The 20717-nt window shown below is 66.6% G+C and carries 20 protein-coding genes and 2 pseudogenes; 7 read left to right on the top strand and 15 right to left on the bottom strand.

What is annotated here, in order from left to right; genetic code table 11:
- Nucleotides 1-179 precede the first annotated feature (179 nt).
- Together M3I56_RS30185 and M3I56_RS30190 are read left to right on the top strand one after the other, a co-directional pair.
- Nucleotides 180-1034 (top strand): arylamine N-acetyltransferase, encoded by an 855-nt coding sequence (locus tag M3I56_RS30185; protein WP_254357060.1) that lies wholly within the window; start codon nucleotides 180-182, stop codon nucleotides 1032-1034.
- Nucleotides 1035-1112: 78 nt separating this feature from the next.
- The gene (locus tag M3I56_RS30190; RefSeq protein WP_254357083.1) at nucleotides 1113-1790 is read left to right on the top strand and encodes an isoprenylcysteine carboxylmethyltransferase family protein; all 678 of its coding nucleotides are present in this window, start codon (nucleotides 1113-1115) and stop codon (nucleotides 1788-1790) included.
- 7 nt (nucleotides 1791-1797) lie between these two features.
- Here M3I56_RS30190 and M3I56_RS30195 read toward each other — a convergent pair whose 3' ends face one another.
- From M3I56_RS30195 to M3I56_RS41740, 7 genes and pseudogenes are all read right to left on the bottom strand, one after another.
- Nucleotides 1798-2577 (bottom strand): hypothetical protein, encoded by a 780-nt coding sequence (locus tag M3I56_RS30195; protein WP_254357061.1) that lies wholly within the window; start codon nucleotides 2575-2577, stop codon nucleotides 1798-1800.
- Between the two features lie 72 nt (nucleotides 2578-2649).
- The gene (locus tag M3I56_RS30200) at nucleotides 2650-2805 is read right to left on the bottom strand and encodes a hypothetical protein (protein WP_254357062.1); all 156 of its coding nucleotides are present in this window, start codon (nucleotides 2803-2805) and stop codon (nucleotides 2650-2652) included.
- A complete protein-coding gene (gene cydB, locus M3I56_RS30205) occupies nucleotides 2780-3784 on the bottom strand; it encodes a cytochrome d ubiquinol oxidase subunit II (RefSeq protein ID WP_254357063.1) in 1005 nt (334 codons plus the stop codon). Before cydB ends, M3I56_RS30200 begins: the two co-directional genes overlap by 26 nt.
- A 38-nt stretch (nucleotides 3785-3822) precedes the next feature.
- Entirely contained in the window at nucleotides 3823-5262 is a 1440-nt protein-coding gene (locus tag M3I56_RS30210) for a cytochrome ubiquinol oxidase subunit I (protein WP_254357064.1), read from the bottom strand.
- Nucleotides 5263-5635: 373 nt separating this feature from the next.
- Nucleotides 5636-5824, bottom strand: a complete 189-nt coding sequence (locus tag M3I56_RS30215) for a 4-oxalocrotonate tautomerase (RefSeq protein ID WP_254357065.1) — start codon at nucleotides 5822-5824, stop codon at nucleotides 5636-5638.
- A 44-nt stretch (nucleotides 5825-5868) separates the two neighbouring features.
- Nucleotides 5869-6436 (bottom strand): annotated as a pseudogene (locus M3I56_RS30220) (class II aldolase/adducin family protein); the annotation flags it as partial.
- A gap of 9 nt (nucleotides 6437-6445) precedes the next feature.
- Nucleotides 6446-6652: pseudogene (locus M3I56_RS41740) on the bottom strand (urea transporter); the annotation flags it as partial.
- 374 nt (nucleotides 6653-7026) lie between these two features.
- Here M3I56_RS41740 and M3I56_RS30225 point away from each other — a divergent pair.
- Entirely contained in the window at nucleotides 7027-7608 is a 582-nt protein-coding gene (locus M3I56_RS30225) for a putative glycolipid-binding domain-containing protein (RefSeq protein ID WP_254357066.1), read from the top strand.
- A gap of 18 nt (nucleotides 7609-7626) precedes the next feature.
- Here the strand turns inward: M3I56_RS30225 and kch are convergent, their stop codons facing one another.
- From kch to M3I56_RS30245, 4 genes are all read right to left on the bottom strand, one after another.
- The gene (gene kch / locus M3I56_RS30230; RefSeq protein WP_254357067.1) at nucleotides 7627-8808 is read right to left on the bottom strand and encodes a voltage-gated potassium channel protein; all 1182 of its coding nucleotides are present in this window, start codon (nucleotides 8806-8808) and stop codon (nucleotides 7627-7629) included.
- Nucleotides 8805-9695 (bottom strand): mechanosensitive ion channel family protein, encoded by an 891-nt coding sequence (locus tag M3I56_RS30235; protein ID WP_254357068.1) that lies wholly within the window; start codon nucleotides 9693-9695, stop codon nucleotides 8805-8807. The genes kch and M3I56_RS30235 overlap by 4 nt, the downstream gene beginning before the upstream one ends.
- 123 nt (nucleotides 9696-9818) lie before the next feature.
- Complete coding sequence (locus M3I56_RS30240; protein ID WP_254357069.1) at nucleotides 9819-10355, bottom strand: GNAT family N-acetyltransferase; 537 nt, start codon at nucleotides 10353-10355, stop codon at nucleotides 9819-9821.
- A gap of 86 nt (nucleotides 10356-10441) precedes the next feature.
- Entirely contained in the window at nucleotides 10442-11365 is a 924-nt protein-coding gene (locus M3I56_RS30245) for a DMT family transporter (protein WP_254357084.1), read from the bottom strand.
- A 119-nt stretch (nucleotides 11366-11484) separates the two neighbouring features.
- Here M3I56_RS30245 and M3I56_RS30250 point away from each other — a divergent pair, with 119 nt between their 5' ends.
- On the top strand, nucleotides 11485-12903 hold the full coding sequence (locus M3I56_RS30250; RefSeq protein WP_254357070.1) for a PLP-dependent aminotransferase family protein: 1419 nt from the start codon (nucleotides 11485-11487) through the stop codon (nucleotides 12901-12903).
- Between the two features lie 18 nt (nucleotides 12904-12921).
- Here M3I56_RS30250 and M3I56_RS30255 read toward each other — a convergent pair whose 3' ends face one another.
- Nucleotides 12922-14226 carry an MFS family transporter gene (locus M3I56_RS30255; RefSeq protein ID WP_254357071.1) on the bottom strand — a complete coding sequence of 435 codons (1305 nt, stop codon included), beginning with the start codon at nucleotides 14224-14226 and terminating at the stop codon, nucleotides 12922-12924.
- A 249-nt stretch (nucleotides 14227-14475) separates the two neighbouring features.
- Nucleotides 14476-16059, bottom strand: a complete 1584-nt coding sequence (locus tag M3I56_RS30260) for an MDR family MFS transporter (RefSeq protein ID WP_254357072.1) — start codon at nucleotides 16057-16059, stop codon at nucleotides 14476-14478.
- A 97-nt stretch (nucleotides 16060-16156) separates the two neighbouring features.
- Here M3I56_RS30260 and M3I56_RS30265 point away from each other — a divergent pair, with 97 nt between their 5' ends.
- The 3 genes from M3I56_RS30265 (at nucleotide 16157) to M3I56_RS30275 (ending at nucleotide 19152) form a co-directional block, all read left to right on the top strand.
- Nucleotides 16157-16885, top strand: coding sequence for a TetR/AcrR family transcriptional regulator (locus tag M3I56_RS30265; RefSeq protein ID WP_051481642.1), 729 nt, complete (start codon nucleotides 16157-16159; stop codon nucleotides 16883-16885).
- An 89-nt stretch (nucleotides 16886-16974) separates the two neighbouring features.
- A complete protein-coding gene (locus tag M3I56_RS30270; protein WP_254357085.1) occupies nucleotides 16975-18543 on the top strand; it encodes a deoxyribodipyrimidine photo-lyase in 1569 nt (522 codons plus the stop codon).
- A gap of 198 nt (nucleotides 18544-18741) precedes the next feature.
- Nucleotides 18742-19152: a response regulator gene (locus M3I56_RS30275; protein ID WP_028205606.1), complete on the top strand. Its 411-nt coding sequence runs from the start codon at nucleotides 18742-18744 to the stop codon at nucleotides 19150-19152.
- A gap of 108 nt (nucleotides 19153-19260) precedes the next feature.
- On the opposite strand, the gene M3I56_RS30280 is transcribed toward M3I56_RS30275, so the two are convergent.
- Together M3I56_RS30280 and M3I56_RS30285 are read right to left on the bottom strand one after the other, a co-directional pair.
- Nucleotides 19261-19881, bottom strand: a complete 621-nt coding sequence (locus tag M3I56_RS30280) for a Fur family transcriptional regulator (protein WP_254357073.1) — start codon at nucleotides 19879-19881, stop codon at nucleotides 19261-19263.
- A 57-nt stretch (nucleotides 19882-19938) separates the two neighbouring features.
- Nucleotides 19939-20565 (bottom strand): glutathione S-transferase family protein, encoded by a 627-nt coding sequence (locus M3I56_RS30285; protein WP_254357074.1) that lies wholly within the window; start codon nucleotides 20563-20565, stop codon nucleotides 19939-19941.
- Nucleotides 20566-20717: the final 152 nt, after the last annotated feature.

Raw genomic sequence — 20717 nt, forward strand, 5'->3', positions numbered from 1 at the left:
GCAACTGTTTTACGCCTGCTTTACGCTGAGTCATCGATATCCTTACTAAATGCTGTCGTTCGTGTGTTTGTGCATTACAGATCGTTAGTTTTCGACGAAATCGTCAGGTGAATGAAGTCGCTTATCATCACAGGTGTGAACGCAGGCTCGACGCTCAAACTTCAAAACAAACTGGCTCCATGACCGGCTACGAACTCGATCTCGACATGTACTTCGCCCGCATCGGATACGACGGTCCGCGCGCCGCGACCCTCGCCGTGCTGCACGAACTGCATCGTCTGCACCCGCGTGCCATTCCGTTCGAGAATATCGATTCGCTGGCGGGGCGGCGCGTGTCGATCAAGCTGCCAGACATCGTTGCAAAGCTCGTGACGCAGCGCCGCGGCGGCTACTGCTTCGAGCACAACACCTTGCTCGCGCACGTGCTCATGCAACTGGGCTTTACGGTGACCCCGCTCGCCGCACGTGTGCTGTACGGGCGTGAACCCGACGCGCGCACGCCGCGCACGCATATGCTGCTTCGGGTGGAGGCGGAAGGCGACACGTGGCTTGTCGACGGCGGCTTCGGTGCGGCGACGCTGCTCGCGCCGCTCTCGTTTTCGACAGATGCGGAACAGCCGACGCCTCATGAACCGGCGCGGCTCGTGACGTTGTCGGCGAACGAGCGCAAGCTGCAATTGCACGATGGCGAGAAGTGGATCGATCTCTATCGCTTCGAATTGACGCCCGCGGAGTGGGTCGATTACGAAGTAGCCAACTGGTACACGTCGGCTTCGCCCGATTCGTTCTTCACGTTCAGCCTGATGGCGTGCATCGCGCGCGAAGGCGGCCGCGCGATCCTGTTCAACGAGCGCTTTACCGAGCGCGACGCACGAGGTCAGGTGAGCGAGGAGCGTACGATCGCAAATGGAGCGGAACTCGCGCAGTGTCTGCGTGAACGCTTCGGCATCGATCTCGCACGCGGCGAAGCGGGGCAGCGTATCGACGCCGACACGCTATATGCGCGCATGATGTCGCACAGCGTGCAACAGTAGGCGCGAGTCGGCGTCCGACGCGACGCCGCGCCCGCATGCAAGGAGGGCATCATGACTGAGCTGAAAATGACGAAAGCGCTGATGGCGAAGCTGTTCGTGCAAGTCGTGGTCTGGTTCGGATTGATGGGCGTACTGTTGTTTGTTTCGGCGGGCACGCTGGCGTGGACGGCGGCGTGGCTGTGGCTCATCGAGTGGGCGTTGTGCGGCGTGTGGATCGGCCTGTGGCTCGGGCGCGAAGATCCGGGCCTCCTCGTCGAGCGGCTCGCGCCGTTCGCGCAACGCACGCAGCAGCCGTGGGACCGCGTGTTCATGCTGTGCGTTTCCGTGGGTTTTTGCGCGTGGCTGTGCCTGATAGGAATCGACGCCGTGCGCATGGGCTGGTCGCGCGTGCCGCTGTGGCTCAGCGTGCTCGGCGCCATCTTCATCTTCGTCGATATCTATGCGACGCGCGCCGTCTTCGCCGCGAACCGCTTTGCGGCGCCCGTGGTGAAGATTCAGAGCGAACGCGGCCATACGGTCAGCGACACCGGCCCGTATGCGTACGTGCGTCATCCGATGTATGGCTTCGCGCTGCTCTTTCTCGTCGGCACGCCGCTCATGCTCGGTTCGTGGTGGGGGCTTGCGTGCGTGCCCGTCATGGTCGTGGGGATCGGCTATCGCGCGGTGCGCGAAGAACAGACGCTGGCGGAGAATCTGCCCGGCTACCGCGAGTATCTGGCGCGTGTGCGTTATCGCTTCGTGCCGGGCATATGGTAGTGCGAGATTAGCGCGTGGCGGGCGAAGGCAGAGCTTGCGCGTAACGGCGATAGAGCCAGGCGAGCGCCGTGGTGGTGAGCAGCGCGAACACGATGTTGCCGATGCTCTGGCCAATGGCGAGAGCGGTGAGCCAGCCCGGCTGCCGTACGGTTTCAGGCGTGACGCCCGCGAGGCCCATGCCGACCAGCACGAGCAGGCCGCATACGGCAATGGGTAGCGCGGCGACGAAGGTGACGCCAAAGAGGCTCCAGAAGTGCCCACGGCTGTCGCGCCATGCGGCGCCGAAGGCGATCGGGCTGCCGACTGCGAGCGCCGGAAAGAGCAGCGAGAGACGCACCGCCACGAACATCCAGATCGCAATGACCACCAGAAAGAGGAACGCCGCGCCGCCCTGGTATTGCGGGCGCAGCACGACCCACAGCAAGAGCGCGAATGCGCCGAGCGAGACCGCCAGAATGAGTCCGACCGCGAAAATGCGCAGGAACGGCTTGGCTCCGGCCGGCATGAGCGGCGCGCTGCGCTCGCCTAGCAGCACGAAGCGCGAAATCTTGAGCGTGAACCAGAGGTAGACAAGCGAATTCAGGAGCGAGGCGAGATTGCCGAGCGCAATGAGTCCGGCGGAGGGCGTCGCGCCTTCGGCCGGCACGGGCCGCCCGGCGAGCCCGAACCAGCCCAGCGCCGCGTAGATCGCAAAGGTCCCCGCGACGAGAACCGGCATTTGCACGGCAGCCTGCCAGGCGCTCGCCCATGCGCGCTTGACGCATTCCATGAAGGTCATCTGTTGCATGAAGTTTTCGCACGGGTGACAGGGAGCCTATAGTCTAACGCGGCGTGGTCAAATCGAGTGCACTCGTGCAAATCACTTCACGGCAAACAGCGTGAGGTTCATGAAGACCTTGAACGCGAACCCGAGCGACACGGCCGCGGCCGCGCCCGCACACCAGAGGAGTGCGAACCACAGCCAGCCGGGCAGCGCCCGGCGCGCCGTGTTAGTGGTAGTGATGGGTGTCGCCATGACGCACCTTGCCTCTAAAGACCCAGTAACCGAGCATCGTGTACGCAAGGATGACCGGCAGAATGAACGCTGCGCCCGCGAGCGTGAACATCTGGCTCTCGCGCGGCGCCGCCGCTTCCCACAGCGTGAGGCCCTGCGGAATCGCGTAGGGCCACAGGCTCACGAGCAGGCCCGCATAGCCGAGCAGCACGAGCCCGATGGCCGCGATGAAGGGCGTCTTGTGATGGCGCGCATGCACGGCCCAGCGCATCCACGCGGCGCAGGCGAGCACGAGCAGCGGCACCGGCGCGAGACGCCAGAAGAGGCCTGAACGGAACCAGCGTTCGGCGATGGCCGGGTCCTGCAGCGGCGTCCACAGGCTCACGAGCGCGATGAAGCCGAGCAGCATCACCGTGAGCGGCCAGACGAGCTTGCGCAGGCGGCGCTGCAGGTCGCCCTCGGTCTTCGCGACGAGCCAGCAGCAGCCGAGCAACGCGTAGGTCGCGACGAGCCCGAAACCCGAGAGCAGGCTGAAGGGCGTGAGCCAGCCGAAGGCGTCGCCGGCGAACTGGCCGCCGTCCATCGGAATGCCTTGCAGGAATGCGCCGAGCGCGATGCCCTGGAAAAACGCTGCGCCCGTCGAGCCGCCGATGAACGCGAGGTCCCACAAATGCTTGGTACGATTGGCTTTGGCGCGGATCTCGAACGATACGCCGCGGAAGATCAGGCACTCGAGCATGAACACGAGCGGCAGGTAGAGCGCGGAAAGCACGGTCGAGTACACCACGGGGAACACGGCAAAGAGTCCCGCGCCGCCGAGCACGAGCCAGGTCTCGTTGCCATCCCATACGGGGGCGACCGTGTTCATCATGAGATCGCGCTCATCCTCGTCGGGAAAGAGCGGAAACACAATGCCGATGCCGAGATCGAAGCCGTCCAGCACCACGTAGAGGAGAAGGCCGAGCGCGATGATCGCGGCCCAGATGACGGTGACATCCATTTGCTTGCTAGCCTCGTAACGATGAATGCGGGGGAGCCTCAGGCGTCGATCAGCTGATCGGCGGCGGACATGGGACGGCGCGCGGTCTGACCCACGGTGAGCGCAGGGTGGGCCACGCGCGGCTCACGTGGTTCGTGGGGCGAATGTGGCCGGGTGTCGGGCAACGCAGGACCTTTGCGCAGAAGCTTGAGCAGGTAGTAGACGCCCGTGCCGAACACGAGGAAGTACACCGCCACGAACGCCATCAGCGAAACGCCCACCTGTTGCGCCGTGAGCGGCGACACCGCTTGCGCCGTGCGCATCACGCCGTAGACCACCCAGGGCTGACGGCCGGCCTCGGTCGTGACCCAGCCCGCGAGCAGCGTGATGAAGCCCGTCGGTCCCATGGCGAGCACGAAGCGCTGGAATCCGCGCGATTCGTAGAGCGTGCCGCGCCGGCGCAGCACCCAGCCGGTCACGCCAAGCAGAATCATCAGGAGCCCTAAGCCGACCATGACGCGGAAGCTCCAGAACAGCAGCGGCGAATTGGGCCGCTCGTCGGCGGGGAAGGACTTGAGGCCCTTGATCTCGCCGTCCCAGCTATGCGTGAGGATCAGGCTGCCCAGGTGCGGAATGGAAACGGCGTAGCGCGTCGTCTCGGCCTGCATGTCGGGAATGCCGAACAGATTGAGCGCGGTGCCGCCTTGTTCGGTGTCCCAGATGCCTTCGATCGCGGCGATCTTGGCGGGCTGATATTCGCGCGTATTCAGGCCGTGCGCATCGCCCACGAAGGCTTGCACCGGCGCGAGCACGAGCAGCAGGCCGAGCGCCATCGAGAACATCTTCTTGATGGCGGGGTCGCGCCGCCCCTTGAGCAGATGCCACGCGCCGCTCGCGGCCACCACGAGCGCGGCCACGATGAACGCGGCGATCGCCATGTGCGCGAGACGGTACGGGAACGACGGATTGAAGATGATCTTGAACCAGTCCACCGGCACGACGTGGCCATCGACGATCTTGAAGCCTTGCGGCGTCTGCATCCAGCTATTCGAGGCGAGGATCCAGAACGTGGAAATGAGCGTGCCGATGGCGACCATCAGCGTTGCGCCGAAGTGGGCGCGCGGGCTCACGCGGTTCCAGCCGAACAGCATGATGCCGAGGAAGCCCGCTTCGAGAAAGAACGCGGTCATGACTTCGTACATCAGCAGCGGTCCGGTGATGGGGCCCGCGAACGACGAAAAGCCCGACCAGTTGGTGCCGAACTCATAGCTCATGACGACGCCGGACACGACGCCCATGCCGAACGCCACGGCGAAGACCTTCGACCAGAACAGGCAGAGGTCCTTGTAGAACGGTTGACGCGTTTTGAGCCAGCAGGCTTCGAGTACGGCGATGAAGCTCGCGAGGCCGATGGAAAGCGCCGGAAAGACGATGTGAAACGAGACGGTGAAGGCGAACTGCAGCCGGGCCAGGTCGAAGGCGGATAGTGACGTGTGCATGTGCGTGCCTGTTGCTTGCTTACCGGGAAAAGCGCGGAAGAAACGTCGCACGGCGAGGCAGTGGGGGCGCTGCGCTTCTCGTGCAATGGACGTAAGCGTAGGGGAACGGCGGCAGTTTTGCTGCACTGCGACGTGCGCCAGCGTGTCGCAGTCGTCAATATCAATGAGACGAAAACATGCGCTAACGCATTGATACAGATCAATTTAGATTAAACACTCGTTGTGCGGAGGGGAGGTGCGAAGGGTGTCGCGCTGCGTCAATACACCGCGCAGCCGCATGGGGTGCGGCAATGTGCCTCGGCGAGCGGCGTCAGGACTCGTGCGGGGGAAAAGTCAGGCGAAAAAGATCAGGAATGCGATGGAAATGGCGGCTTTAGCGTGGATCGCTCCACAGCTTGCCGCCCGTCGCCCAGTTTTCCGGCTTCACGTCGTGAAAAATGATGTCGACGGATTGCGGTTCGACGCCGAGCACCTTGCACGTGGTCTCGGTCAGGGCGGCGGCGAGCTGGCGTTTTTGTTCGACGCTGCGGCCTTCGAACATTTCGATGTGGAATGTCGGCATGCGGGTCTCCTTGAAAAGTTAGCGAAGCGATGGAATGGGCGCGATCAGTCGCGGTATGACGAATCGATGCGATCGAGCTTGCGCAGCAGCGCCGGCCATTCGAGCACGCCTTCGATCGCGCCGCCGTCGCGCAATTGCTCGGCCGTGCGTTCGGCCACCTCGGGCGGCGGCACGACGAGCGGCACGCCACCGGCCTGCGCCTGCAGCTGGATTTCGCAGGCCTTGATGAGCGTCGCCATCAGCACATAAGCCTCGGCCACCGTGCGGCCGGTGGTGAGCGTGCCGTGATTGCGCAGCAGCATGGCCGGTTGCGCGCCCAGGCTTGCCGTGAGGCGCGTGCCTTCGGCGGGCGTGAAGGCGAGGCCTTCGTAGTCGTGCCACGCGAGCTGGCCGTAAAAACGCAGTGCGTGCTGCGAGGCGGGCAGGAGGCCGTCGCGCTGGATCGACACGGCGATGCCCGCCGTATTGTGCAGATGCATCACGCACACGGCGTACGGGCCGCGCGAGATGGACAGCCGCGTGCAGCGCGAAGCCGGTGGCGTTCACGGGATGCTCGCTTGCGCCTACGATACGGCCTTCGGTGTCGATCTTCACGAGGTTCGAGGCGCGCACTTAGGTGAACGCCGCGAGCGCGGCGAGCGCACCGTTGTAGCCGGCAAGGCCGTCGCGGATCGCCGCTTCTGCGTGGCCTGCCACGACCGCGCAGACGTTGGCCGCCGCGGCGCCAAGCAGGGCGGCGAACGCCAGCCGCCAGTCGGTGAGCGCGAGCGCCGCGAGCAGGCACGCGCCCGTTCCCGCATGCGCCTGCAGCACGATCTGGCCGAGGCTGGCAACAGTGCGCCAACGGCGGCGGTATCGGCAGTGGCGCCGGCAGTGGCGCCGGCAGCGGCGGAAAATCGGGCGGACATGGCGAAGGCGTGACGTGCGGGTGCGGGCGGGTGCGGCCCCCGGTGCGAGGCGCACGGCGGCCAGAGTGCGAGCATAGGCGATGCAGACCGCCTCGCGCATGCGCGCGTGTTGATAGTCGCTATTTGTCGCCGGGTTACGATATGCGCAAGGTGGTTATCGAGGTCATCCAGAGACAGCTCTGCATGGGACCAGAGTAAGTGCTAAAGCACTAACTCTGGTCGACAGCTTTGCACGGGACCAGAGTAAGTGCTAAAGCACTAACTCTGGTCGACAGCGTTATTGGGAGGCGAACGATGCGTGAAGTGCGTTGGGCATCCGAGACGGGCGAGGGTATTGAGCATCTGGCGTTCGATGCGCATTGCGGCCCGAAATTTGGCGAAAAAGGCGACACGATCCGTGCGGAAAGCGTGGTCATCGGCGAGCGCTACGGCAAGTCGTATGGCCTGTGCTACGCCATCGAGTGCGACGCGCACTGGCGCGTGCGCTGGGCGGCGTTTCGCGTGATGGGCGGCGGCTCGCTCGTGCTCCACAGCGACGGCAAGGGCCACTGGACCGACGGCGAGGGGCGCGCACTGGAAGCGCTCAACGGCTGCATCGACATCGACATCGCCGCGACGCCGTACACGAACACACTGCCGATCCGGCGTCTGGGCCTCGCGCGCGGCGAGCGCCAGCCGATCCGCGTGGCGTACATCGCCGCGCCCGAGCTGGAGCCCAAGCCCGTCGAGCAGGCCTATGTGTGCATCGAGCGCGACCGCGAGTATCGCTACGAGGGGATCTTTCGCGACTTCACGGCGAACCTGCGCGTGGACGAAGACGGGCTCGTGATCGACTATCCCACGCTGTTCCGGCGCCTGCCGCTGCCGGACCGATAGCAGGCGGCGACCAGACGCTTACGCCGCTCCGCCCGCGCTCTTGCCGAACAGCAACTGTTCGACCAGCGTGTTGTCGATGGTTTCGTTGTTGAGCGTGCGCGCGAGCAGTTCGCCCGCGAGCAGTTGCGGCGAAAACACCATGTCCGGCTGCAACAGGCGCAGCCGCTGCAGGTTGCGGCTGTCGTTGACTAGCGCCACGGTGCGCACCTTCGGCGCGATCTCCTTGATCGCGAGAATCACGAAGGCGTTCTCGGCGTCGTCCGAGCGCAGCGCGAGCGCGGCGAGCGCGGTTTCGGCGCCCGCGTTGTGCAGCGTGGCGGTGTCGCTTGCATCGCCGACGATGAGATCGGCCTCTGGCGGATAGTTGTGCGGCGTATTCGGCGCGACGATCACGGTCGCCGTGTAGCCGCGCTTGAGGAGCCCCGCGTACACGCTGTGCGCGAGCGGCGACGCGCCGACGATCAGATAGTGGTTCTTGCGGGTCACGTTGGAAATGCCTCCCTTCACGATGCGTTTCAAATGGCCGCCGATCACGGGCCCGATCACGGCGCTGATCGAAGTCGCGAACACGGTGATGCCGAGCACGACGATCGAAGCCGTGAAAAGCCGGGCGGTGTCCGTGCGCGGCACGATATCGCCGTAGCCGACCGTGGACATCGACACGATCGAGAAATAGAACGCCGTGACGAGATTGCGGATAGGTGGCGCAAAGTCGTCGCCGAGGTATAGCGAGCCGAACACCGCATAGACGACCAACGAGCCAATGCTCAGGAATGCGAACAACGAGCCCACGGCGACGCTCGCGCGATCGAAGTGGCGCCAGTAGTAGATGAGCGCGCAGGCCAGTGCGAGCGAGAAGCCGGCGAGCGCGTGGCTGCGATAGTCGCCCCACAGGCAGATGCTGGCTGCGCCGGCGAGCAGCACCAGTGAAAGCACCCACGCCACGCGCGCCCGCAGCGCGATGCCGAACGACATCATCGTGAGGCCGGTCGCAACGAGCGCCTGGGGCAGCGCGAGCACGCCAAACGCGTTGATGAGCGTGATCCAGTCGTCGAACCAGCTGCCGCGCGCGTGTTCGAGCGCTTTCTGCGCGACCGGGCGCACCAGCAGCAGGCCGTCGATCACCAGCAGCAAGGCCAGGTAGCCGTGCGGCACGAGCCCTCTGGCGTAGCTGCGCAGGCGGCGCGCGTACGCGTTCATTGCTGCGCTTGTTGCGTCGATTGCGCCGATTGCGTCGGGTGCTCAGGTTCCGCCGGTTGCGTCTGCACGATGTGCAGCTCGCGCGTGCGCAGGGGTAGCGAGCACTGCGCGTCATTGAGCGCCTGGCGCACCTTGCGCGAAAGCTCCCAGCGCATGTCCCAGAAGGTGTCGATGTTCGACCACACACGAATGTTGAGCACGGCGGTGCTGTCGTCGAAGCGCGCCACCATCACTTGAGGCGCGGGCGAGGCCAGCACGCGCGAGTCGGCGGCGGCGAGCGTGCGCAACGCGTCGATGGCGCGATTCACGTCGTCGCGCACCGACACTTCCACTTCGAGGTCGAGCCGGCGCGTGGGATTGCGGCTGAAATTGCGGATCGAATTGCTCCACAGCGCGCCGTTCGGCACGTATTCGCAGATGCCGTCGGGTTTCGTGAGGCGCGTGGTGAAGAGGTTCACGGCCTCCACGGTGCCCGCGACGCTCCCCCCGCCGCCGTCGATATAGTCGCCCACCTTGAACGGCCGCAGCAGCAACAGCATGATGCCGGCCGCGATGTTCTGCAGCGTGCCCTGCAGCGCGAGACCGATCGCGAGACCGGCCGCGCCGAGCACCGCGACGATGCTGGCGGTCTGGATGCCGATTTGCGAGAGCGCGCCGATGACGGCGACGAGGCGCACGCCCCATACGGCGGTGTCGCGCACGATGGGGCGCAGCGTGGGGTCGATGCCGCCGCCGCGCCGTGCGATCCAGTTGGCTACGCGCCGGGAGAACCACCAGCCGAACCAGAGGATTGCCGCTGCCGCGCACAAGCGCAGCGCGAGCGCGGAGAGCGCGTCCCACAGGAAGCTCCAGTTGGCCGGGTGCAGGTGTTCGAGGAGGGGTTGCATGGCGAATCAGTCCTTGTCTGCGGAGCCTTGGGTCTGGCTCCGTTGCGAAAGGACGTATTGTACGAGCGGCGTTTCGCTTGCGGCGCGCGTATGGCGTGCCGCGATGCTGTTGAGCGTCGCGCGTCAGCCCTTGGGCGGCGTATCCGCGCCCGGCCCGAGCGTGCGCTGCATGAGCGCGGTGTCACGCCACTCGCCGTGCTTGAAGCCTACGCCGTGCAGCGTGCCAGTCAGTGCGAAGCCCAGGCGCTCGTGCAGCTTGAGCGAGCCGCCGCGCGGGTCGGCGACCACGGCGATCATCTGCCGCCACGGGCCTGCCTCGCAGCGTTCGATCAGCGCATCAAGCAGCGTGTGGCCGAGTCCGCGGCCGCGAAACGCCTCGTCGATATAGATCGAGTCTTCGACTGTGAAGCGATACGCCGGACGCGGCCGGTAGGGCGTGGCGTAGCAGTAGCCCGCCACGCGGCCGTCGATCTCGGCGACGAGCCAGGGCAGGCCCTGTTCGCGCACGGCGGCGTGGCGGCGCAGGAGTTCGTCGAGCGAGGGTGGCGTCTCCTCGAACGACGCCGTGCCGTGCAGCACGTGGTGCGCGTAGATCGCGGCGATGGCGGGAAAGTCGTCGGCGGTGGCGTCGCGCACGAGCGCGTCGGAGTGTGGGTTCATCGGTTGGAGCGAGGCGCGAAGGAGGTTTGCGTTCCTCACTATGCCTCGCGCGGGCGCGCTTTTGAAGCGCGCCAAAAAAGCCCGTCCTAGACGCGCTGCGTGCCCGCGCGATTCGCGACAGCGGAAGCGCCGCTCGCGCGCCCGAAGCGCCGCGCGCCTGCCACGCACGCGATCACCACGGCGGTGACGGCGATCATCGCGGGCGGCACGGACTCGTGCAGCAGCAGCGCCGCGAGCACGAAGCCGAAGAACGGCTGCAGCAACTGCAACTGCCCAACACCCGCAATGCCGCCGAGCGCGAGCCCGCGATACCAGAAGACGAAGCCAATCAGCATGCTGAAGAGCGACACATAGCCAAGCCCCCACCACGAGGCCGCGCTCACTGCGACGAGCGACGCGGGCCGCAGCCACCACGCGAGCGGCGCCATCACGGGCAGCGAGATTACGAGCGCCCAGCAGATCACCTGCCAGCCGCCCAGACGCCGCGAGAGCCGCGCGCCTTCCGCATAGCCGAGCCCGCACACGACGATCGCGCCGAGCATGAGCGCGTCGCCGAGCGGCGAGGCGTCGATGCCGTGGCGCAGCGCGAACGCCACCACTGCGGCGCTGCCCGCCGCGGAAAAGATCCAGAAGGCCGGCTGCGGACGCTCGCCCCCACGCAGCACCCCGAACCCGGCCGTGGCGAGCGGCAGCAAGCCGACGAACACGATGGCGTGCGCCGAACTCACGTGCTGGAGCGCGAGCGCCGTGAGGAGCGGGAAGCCCACCACGACGCCGAGCGCGACGATGACGAGCGGCCAGACCTCGGCGCGCGCGGGCCGCGCCGCGCGCAGCGCAACAAGCAGCAGCACGCTGAGGATGCCCGCGATGGTCGCGCGCACGCTGGTGAGGAACACGGGGGCAAAGCCGAGCACGGCGAGCCGCGTGGCGGGCAGCGAGCCGCTGAAGATGAGGACGCCTGCGAGGCCGCAGAGCCAGCCGTCGGTGGTGGAATCGAGCGTTTTGCGCATGGGCTTGGGCAAGAGGAAAGATCGGAGATCGATCCCCGATGATGCGCGCCGCGCCGCGCGAAGGTAAGCTACAGATCAGTACAATTTGTTCAAACTGTATTGAACACGGAGCAGTACAGATGAAAGACAGAGCGAGGGCGCAAGCCCTGCCGATGACGCGCGTCGAGCAGGTGATGCAGGCGCTGCGCGAGCGCATTGCCGCGCGCTCGCTGGCTGCGGGCGCGCGCGTGCCGTCCATCCGGGCGATGAGCGAGCAGCTTGGCGTGTCGAACTCGACGGTGGTGGAGGCCTACGAGCGCCTCGTCGCCGAAGGCGTGCTCGTCGCGCGGCGCGGCGCCGGATTTTTCGTGGCCGGGCATGCGCCGCCGCTCGCGCTCGCCGCGCTCGGGCCGCAGCTCGACCGCGAGATCGATCCGCTCTGGCTCACGCGCCAGTCGCTGCAGACCGAGGCCGACGCGCTGCGGCCCGGCTGCGGCTGGCTGCCCGCCTCGTGGCTGCCGCAGGACGCCGTGCGGCGCGCGCTGCGCGCCCTCGCACGCGACCCGCGCGCGCCGCTCACCGATTACGCTTCACCGCTCGGCCTGCCGGCGCTGCGCCAGCAGCTGGCATGGCGGCTCGGCCAGCACGGCGTGGAGGCGGCGCCCGGACAGATCGTGCTGACCGACGGCGGCACCCAGGCGCTCGACCTGCTGTGCCGCTTTCTGCTGGAACCGGGCGACACCGTGCTCGTGGACGACCCGTGCTACTTCAATTTCCAGGCGCTGCTGCGCGCGCATCGCGTGCGCGTGGTCGGCGTGCCGTACACGCCGACGGGCCCGGATCTCGCCGCGTTCGAGCGCACGCTGGCCGAATCGCGCCCGCGCCTCTACGTGACGAACTCGGCGGTCCACAACCCCACTGGCGCGACGCTCGCGCCCGCCGTCGCGCATCGTCTGCTCAAGCTCGCGGAGGAACACGACCTCCTGATCGTCGAGGACGACATCTTCGCTGACTTCGAGATCGAGCCCGCGCCGCGCCTCGCGGCCTTCGACGGGCTCGCGCGCGTTGTGACGATCGGCAGCTTCTCGAAGACGATGTCGGCGGCGGCGCGCTGCGGTTTCATCGCGGCGCGCACCGACTGGATCGAGCCGCTCGTGGATCTCAAGCTTGCGGTCTCGTTCGGCAATGGGGAGATGGTGGCCGAGCTGGTGCACCGTTTGCTCGTGGACGGCACGTATCGGCGGCACCTGGACGGCTTGCGCGCGAAGCTCGCCGACGCCATGGGCGACACGCTGCAGCGGCTTTCGGCTTTGGGCCTGACCGCATGGACGCGTCCGCAGGCGGGGCTATTCGTGTGGGCGGAATTGCCGGACGGACTCGACGCCGCGCAGATCGCGCGCGAGGCGCTGGTGGAAGGCGTGGTGCTCGCACCGGGCAACGTGTTCAGCGTGTCGCGCAGCGCGGGCGATTTTCTGCGTTTCAACGTTTCGCAGTGCAATCGTCCGAAGGTCTACGAAACATTGCAGCGTGCGATGGAGCGGGTGGCGCAGCCTGCATGAAGCGGCCGCGCCCGCGCATCACGGTTCGTGACGCAGATAGCCGTGCTTCGACGGATCACGCATGCGCCACGAGACGATCAGCGAAATCGCACATAGCGCGGTCACGTACCAGTAGAACGTCGACTCGCTGCCGACCGACTTGAACCACAGCGCGACGTATTCGGCCGAGCCGCCGAACAGCGCGTTGGCCACCGCGTACGAGAGGCCCACGCCCATTGCACGCACTTCGGGCGGGAACATCTCGGCCTTGATGAGGCCGCTGATCGACGTGTAGAAGCTGACGATCGCCAGCGCCACCGTGATCAGCGCGAACGCGGCCACCGGGCTCGACACGTCCTTGAGCGCATGCATGAGCGGCACCGTGCCGATCACCGCGAATGCGCCGAACAGGATCATCGACGTGCGGCGGCCGATCTTGTCGGACAGCGCGCCGAACACCGGCTGCATCAGCATGTAGACGAAGAGCGCGCAGGTCATCACGCTGCTGGCGGTTTTCGCGTGCATGCCGGCCGTGTTCACGAGGTACTTCTGCATGTAGGTCGTGAACGTGTAGAAGATCAGCGAGCCGCCTGCCGTGAAGCCCACCACCGTGAAGAACGCGCCCTTGTGCTGCCACACGCCGCGGATCGTGCCCGCGTCGCGTTTGTGGCGCGACTCGCTCGTCGAGGTTTCGTTGAGCGACTTGCGAAGGTAGAGCGAGATCAGCGCGGCGAATGCGCCGACCACGAACGGAATGCGCCAGCCCCAGGCCTTCAGTTCTTCGGTGGAAAGCGTTTGCTGCAGGATCACGAGCACGAGGAGCGCGCAAAGCTGGCCGCCGATCAGCGTGACGTACTGGAACGACGCGAAGAAGCCGCGCCGGCCCTTGAGCGCGACCTCGCTCATGTAGGTCGCGCTCGTGCCGTACTCGCCGCCCACCGACAGCCCCTGGAAGAGCCGCGCGAGCAGGAGCAGGAACGGGGCGAACGCGCCGATCTGCGCGTAGGTGGGCAGCATGGCGATCACGAGCGAGCCGCCGCACATCATGAGCACCGAGATCATCATCGCGGTTCGGCGGCCGTGGCGGTCGGCGATGCGGCCGAACAGCCAGCCGCCGATGGGGCGCATGAGGAAGCCCGCGGCGAACACGCCGGCGGTGTTGAGCAACTGCGTGGTGGTGTTGCCGCTCGGGAAGAAAGCGGGCGCGAAATACAGCGCGCAGAACGAGTAAATATAGAAGTCGAACCACTCGACGAGATTGCCCGACGAGGCGCCGACGATGGCGAATACGCGTCGCCTCGTGTCTTGCGCGGATAGCGTGGTTCGGTCGGTCTGGACGTCCATGGGCGGGTCTTCTCCTGAGTTGTGTGTTTTTTGGCGAGCGGCCGTCATGCAGCCGTCGCGAGAGTTGGAACGCGCGCCGTCGGGTCCGGCGCGCGATGCCCGCGATTTTAGCTAACTGTAATTAAATGTGTGGAAAATGTAATGATGATGCGAACGGGCCCCATTAGGCCAACGTGATGCCGGTTCGCAAGGCAAAAAAAAGCCAGCGGGAACTCGCTGGCTGGAAGGGAAAAAGCGATGGAAACGCGCTCAATGCTGCTTGCGCAGCGGCACATCGCGCAGCAGCCAGGACAGCGCGAACGAGAACACCACCACGACCGCAGCCGAGAGATAGACCGTGTGCAGCGCGCCGGCGAACGCGGCGAGATACTGCGCGTGCAGCGTGGGCGGCAGATGGTGGATCACGTCGGGCGTAAGCGGCTGCGGCAGTTCCACGCCGGCGGTAAGCACCTTTTCGAGCCGCGCGTTCAGCCCATGCGAGAACACGGCGCCGAACGCGGCCACCCCCACCGAGCCGCCAATCGAGCGGAACAGCGTCGCGCCCGACGTGGCCACGCCCATGTGGCGAAACTCCACAGCGTTCTGCACGGCGAGGACCAGCACCTGCATCACCATGCCGAGGCCGCAGCCGAGCAGGCCCATGTAGAGATACATGAGGTGAATGGGGGTGTCGATCCGCAGGCGCGCGAGCAGCATCATCGCCACGGCCACGAGCGCCGTGCCCGCAATCGGGAACATGCGGTACTTGCCGATCTTGCTGATGATGCGGCCTGTGATGATCGACATCACGAGCACGCCGCCCATCATCGGCAGCATCTGCATACCGGCCTGCGAGGGCGTCGAGCCCTTCACCACCTGCAGATAGAGCGGCAGGAACGTCACCGAGCCGAACAGCGATACGCCCACGATGAAGCCGATCAGGCTCGCGAGCACGAAGGTGCGCTCGCGAAAGAGTTCGAGCGGGATGATGGGCTCGGCAGCGTGCTTTTCCTCGTGGATGAAGCCCGCCACGGCGACGATGCCGAGCAGCAGCGTGAGCCAGAGCGTGGGCGAAGTCCACGGCAGCAGCGAGCCGCCCTCGCTCGTGAAGAGGATCAGGCAGGTGAGGGCGGCGGCGAGCCAGCCCGCGCCCATGTAGTCGATCACGTGCTTCACGTGTGCGGCGCGCGGTTTGAACACCGCGCCGATCACCACGAGCGCGATCGCGCCGAGCGGCAGGTTGATGTAGAAAATCCAGCGCCACGACAGATGCTCGACGAGAAAGCCGCCAAGCAGCGGCCCGATCACCGTGGCGATGCCGAACACGCCACCGAACATGCCCTGATACTTGCCGCGCTGCGCGGGCGGGATCACGTCGCCGATGGCGGCCATCGTCACGACCATCAGGCCCCCGCCGCCGATGCCCTGGAGGGCGCGCAGCACGATGAGCTGTTCCATGTTCTGCGCCACGCCGCAAAGCGCCGAACCGATCAGGAAGATCACGATGGCGGCCTGCAGCACGATCTTGCGCCCGAACAGGTCGCCGAACTTGCCGTAGAGCGGCACGACGATCGTCGAGGTGAGCAGGTAGGCCGTGACGACCCACGAGAGCCGGTCGAGCCCGCCCAGCTCGCCGACGATGGTCGGCAGCGCCGTCGAAACGATGGTCTGGTCGAGCGCGGCCAGCAGCATGACGAGCAGGAGCGCCGGAAACAGCAGCCGGATCGGCGGGTGGCCGTCCCGCGGGTGGCCACCGGCATCGGCAGCCGCCGGGCCCGACGCCAGCGCCGCCGCTTTCGCGTGAGCGCCAACCCCCGCCGTAGCGGGAACAGGGTGGTTCGTGCTGGGTTCCATCGTGTCCATCTGCCTTGAAATTAATTAATTCGGAGGTTAATATTAGGACAATTGTTCCAGTTGGTCAAAATTCAATTCGTTACCCGATAAAACATCCATGAAAGTGCCAGAACCCACCCTCGACAGCGCAGGCGGCACATCAGGCCGGCCCGCCGCGCGCCGTCCCGGCCGGCCGAGTGGCGGCGTGGGCGGGGCGGAGCAGCGCGCGCGCCTGATCGATGCGGCGCTTGCGTTGTTTGCGCGCCAGGGCATTCTCGACACGTCGCTTGCCGCCATCGCCCGCGAGGCAGGCGTGACGCCCGCGATGGTCCACTACTACTTCAAGACGCGCGATCAACTGATCGACGTGCTGATCGACGAGCGTTTCGTGCCGCTGCGCGAGGCGCTTGGCGACATCTTCGCGGAGCATCCCGACGATCCTGTGGCGGCGCTCACCGCGCTCGCGCAGCGCTTCGTGGCGTTGGGGCAGCGCAATCCGTGGTTTCCGCCGCTGTGGGTGCGCGACGTCATTAGCGAGGGCGGCGTGCTGCGCCAGCGCATGCTCGAGCGCCTCGGCCGCGAGCACCAGGAAACGGCCCACACGGCAATTGCGCGCTGGCAGCGCGAGGGCCGACTCAACGCGGCGCTGGAGCCTTCGCTGCTGTTCCAGTCGCTGATGGGCCTCACGCTGCTGCCGCTCGCCACCAGCCAGATGTGGCGCGGCGACGCGCAGCAGCCGCACGTGGGTGTCGAGGCGATCGCGCGCCATGCGGTCGCGCTCATTACCGAGGGCGTGGGGCCTCGTCGCGTCGACGTACGCGCCGATACGGGCATTGATACGGATTAATCGCCGCCGTGCACCGTGGTACGCTCCGTGACCTTTGCGGCACGGCCCGTGCGCAGTGCCGCGCGAATGTTTCCCGGTCGAGGTCCGGTCTGCTTTCTTCTTCCGTTTCTTCCCGCGGTAGTGCCAATCAAGCGCCCGCCATCGTCTGGTTTCGCGACGATCTCCGGCTTGCCGACCAGCCCGCGCTGGCGCAGGCCACGGCGAGCGGCCGCCCGCTGATCTGCGTCTGGATCCACGATCCGCACGCCTCGGGCGAGCGGCCGGAGGGCGGTGCGGCGCGCTGGTGGCGTCATGCGTCGCTGCGCTCGCTCGAAGCGGCGCTGGCTGCCCGCGGCGGCCGCCTGCTGCTCTTGCAGGGCGACGAGGCGGCAACGCTCGACGCCCTCGTTACGGAAACCGGCGCGCAAGCTGTGTACTGGAACCGCCGCTACGGCGCGGCGCAACGCGAGGTCGATCGCGCCCTCAAAGCTTCGCTGCGCGAGCGCGGCGTCAGCGTCGAAAGCTTCAGCGCCCAGCTCCTCAACGAGCCGTGGACGGTGCTCAATCAGTCCGGCGAGCCGTTCCGAGTCTTTAGCGCCTACTGGCGCGCCTGCCTGCGCATGGGCGATCCGCCGCCGCCGGAAGGCGAGCCCGAACGGATGATTTTTCAATCGCTGCCAGCACGTCTTACCCAGCGCGCATCGAAACTTGACGCACTCGACCTCGCACCACGCGCGCCCGACTGGTCGGGCGGCTTGCGCGAGGCCTGGCCAGCGGGTGAGGAAGCCGCGCTGGAGCGTCTGCGCGCGTTCCTCGCCACCGACCTCGACGCCTACGCCGGCGAGCGCGACGAACCCGGCGACGCCGCCACGAGCCGCCTCTCCCCGTATCTCGCCGTCGGCGCAATTTCGCCGCGCCAGGTCTGGGCGGCGCTCAGGGCGGCGCCGCACACGCACGCGCACGGGCGTGGATCGGCGCGCCGCGCCGCGAGCGCCGAAAAGTTCGCGAGCGAGCTGGGCTGGCGGGAGTTCTGTCACTACCAGCGCTTTCACTACGCCGATCTGGCAACGCGCAGCCTGCGTCCCGCTTTCGACGCCATGCCGTGGCGCAAGGACACGGCTGGCCTGAGAGCGTGGCAGCGCGGGCTGACCGGCTACCCGCTCGTCGATGCCGGCATGCGCGAGCTTTGGCACACGGGCTGGATGCACAACCGCGTGCGCATGGTCGCGGCGTCGTTCCTGAGCAAGCATTTGCTGATTGACTGGCGCGCGGGCGAGTCCTGGTTCTGGGACACGCTCGTCGACGCCGACCCGGCCAGCAATCCGGCCAACTGGCAGTGGGTGGCGGGCTCGGGCGTGGATGCTGCGCCGTACTTCCGCATCTTCAATCCGGTGCTGCAGGGCCAGAAGTTCGACCCGCGCGGCGCCTATGTGCGGCACTGGGTGCCGGAGCTGGCGGGCCTGCCCGACGCGCTCGTGCACCAGCCCTGGAAGGCCAGCGCGCAGCAACTCGAGGCGGCGGCCGTGCGCCTCGGCAAAAATTATCCAGAACCTGTCGTCGAGCACGAACTGGCGCGCCAGCGTGCACTCGAAGCCTATGCGCAAACCGGCAGAGCCAGGGGGCTCACCGTTTCGCGACAAGGTTCGAAGCAGGACGCAAAACAGGGCGGCAAAGCATGAGCGCGGCCGTCATCGGGCTGTCTTGTGATGCGGCTATCGTGCGCGGCGCGGATGGGCGCACTCGCAGCGCGCAGGAACCGGACGGCATTAAGATTGCTTTATCAGGACGGCCCGCGTTGCCGTACGCCCGGCGTGACACCGGGCTCGTCGCCTCGCGGCACTCGGCCTGACAGATACAAAGGCATGTAAGCAAACACAATGAACGCAGTACACAAGCTCGACCGGACGACCATCGTCCTCGTCGAAGACGACCCGCACAGCCGGGCGTCACTGACTTCGCTGCTCGAGGCGGAGGGTGCGCATGTCGTGGCGGTCGAAGACGCCGAAACGGGCGTCGAAGCGGCCCTGAGCCTGCACCCCGACGCCGTGGTCTGCGATCTCGACCTGCCGGCCATGGACGGCTTCTACCTGATCCAGCGTCTGCGCGACTACGAGATTCGTGGCGATCACGCACCGACCGTCGCAGTCGCGCTCACGGGCCATACCGACGAAAGCTGGCGTTTGCGCAGCATCGGCGAAGGCTTCCAGCACTTCATGACCAAGCCGGCCCGGCCGGAAGAACTGGTGACGCTGCTGAGCGACGCGATCGACGCGCGCCAGTCGCTGTGACGCCGCGCGCGTAGCGCGGCGGGAAAGGTGCGGGTGCTGATGGACTGAAGCGCCGCGACATGCGGCGCGGCTGATCTGTTGCCTGCGCTGAACGGCGGGCGAAGACGGTCAGCTAACGGACGAAGACTGCGCGGCGGCTTCGGGCGCGGCGGCCGCCTGTGCAGCCTTGTCACCCTGACTCTCCTGGCATTGCGCGCAGAGACCCTTGAGCTCGATGCCGTCGCCGGCGAGCCGGTAGCCCGCGGCCTCGATCTGCGCGACCAACGCTTGGCGCAGCTTGGGCTCGTGCAGCTCGGTGACGTTGCCGCACTGCTGGCACACCACGAGAATGCCGTGCTGACACTGCGTGAGGTCGTGGCACACGGCGAACGCGTTGATCGACTCGATGCGGTGGATGAGCCCCGCCGACAGCAGGAAGTCGAGCGCCCGATAGACGGTGGGCGGCGCCGAACCCGGATGGATCTGGCGCATTTCGTCGAGCAGCGAATACGCCTTGGTCGCGCGTCCCGAGGCGAGCAGCAACTCCAGCACCTTGCGGCGGATCGGCGTGAGCTTTTCGCCGCGCTCGCGGCAATAGGCCTCGGCCATCGCGAGTGCGGACTCGACCGAAGCACCCTCTACGCCGACGTGCGAGTGGGTGCGGCCGTGATCGTGCGCGTGGTCGTGCGCCTCGCCGTGCGTGTCGCTGTGCAAGGCCGGGGCGTCCGGGGACGGTTTTGCTGTCTTCATGCTTGCGATTATACGGGGCGCGCCGCCGGCCCGCCCACGCCGCCATGGAGCGGCCGCTCAGGTGAGCGGCAGATCGATGTACTTACGGAAGCCCTGGCGCTGCGCGAGGCGCTGATACCAGCGCTCGACATTCGGCAGCGGCTCGCGCTCCACGCCTTCGAGCCCGAACCAGCGCCGTGCGTACGCGCCGAGCACGATGTCGGCGAGCGAGAAGCGCTCGTTTTCCATGAAGAAGCGGCCTTGCAGATGGTGGTCGAGCAGCCGCCAAAGCGGGCTCAGCTGATCGAAGTCGGCCGCGAGCTTCGCCGTGTCGCGCTTTTCGGGCGGCGTGCGCACGAGCGCGAGGAACACGGGGCGCTCGACAGGCGCGAGCGTGCCGATCGACCAGTCGAGCCAGCGCTCGATCGAGGCGCGCACCTTCGGGTCGGTCGGGTAGAGCAGGCTCGAGGGGCCATACTCCATCGCCAGATACCGCAGGATCGCGTTCGACTCCCACAGCACGAACGTGCCGTCGGTGATCGTCGGGACCTTGCCGTTCGGATTCATGGCGAGATAGGAAGGCTCGTTGAGATGGCCGAACGGGCCGCCCGCGTCGATGCGCTGGAACGGCAGCACGAGTTCATCGCAACACCACAGGACTTTCTGGACATTCACCGAATTGGCGCGTCCCCAGATCGTAATCATCTGGCGCGTACTCCTTGCAAGGGGAAAAAGGGTCAAGCCTGGCGCAGGCCGCCACGATACACGATTCTCGCGCGGTTTTTTGCGCAGCCCGGCATTTCGTAGAATAGGCGCTGCGCGGCGCCGGGAGTTCCGCCGTCGCGCCCGATTCGTGC

This window comes from Paraburkholderia sp. CNPSo 3281 (genome assembly GCF_024206515.1).
GTDB lineage: Bacteria > Pseudomonadota > Gammaproteobacteria > Burkholderiales > Burkholderiaceae > Paraburkholderia > Paraburkholderia nodosa.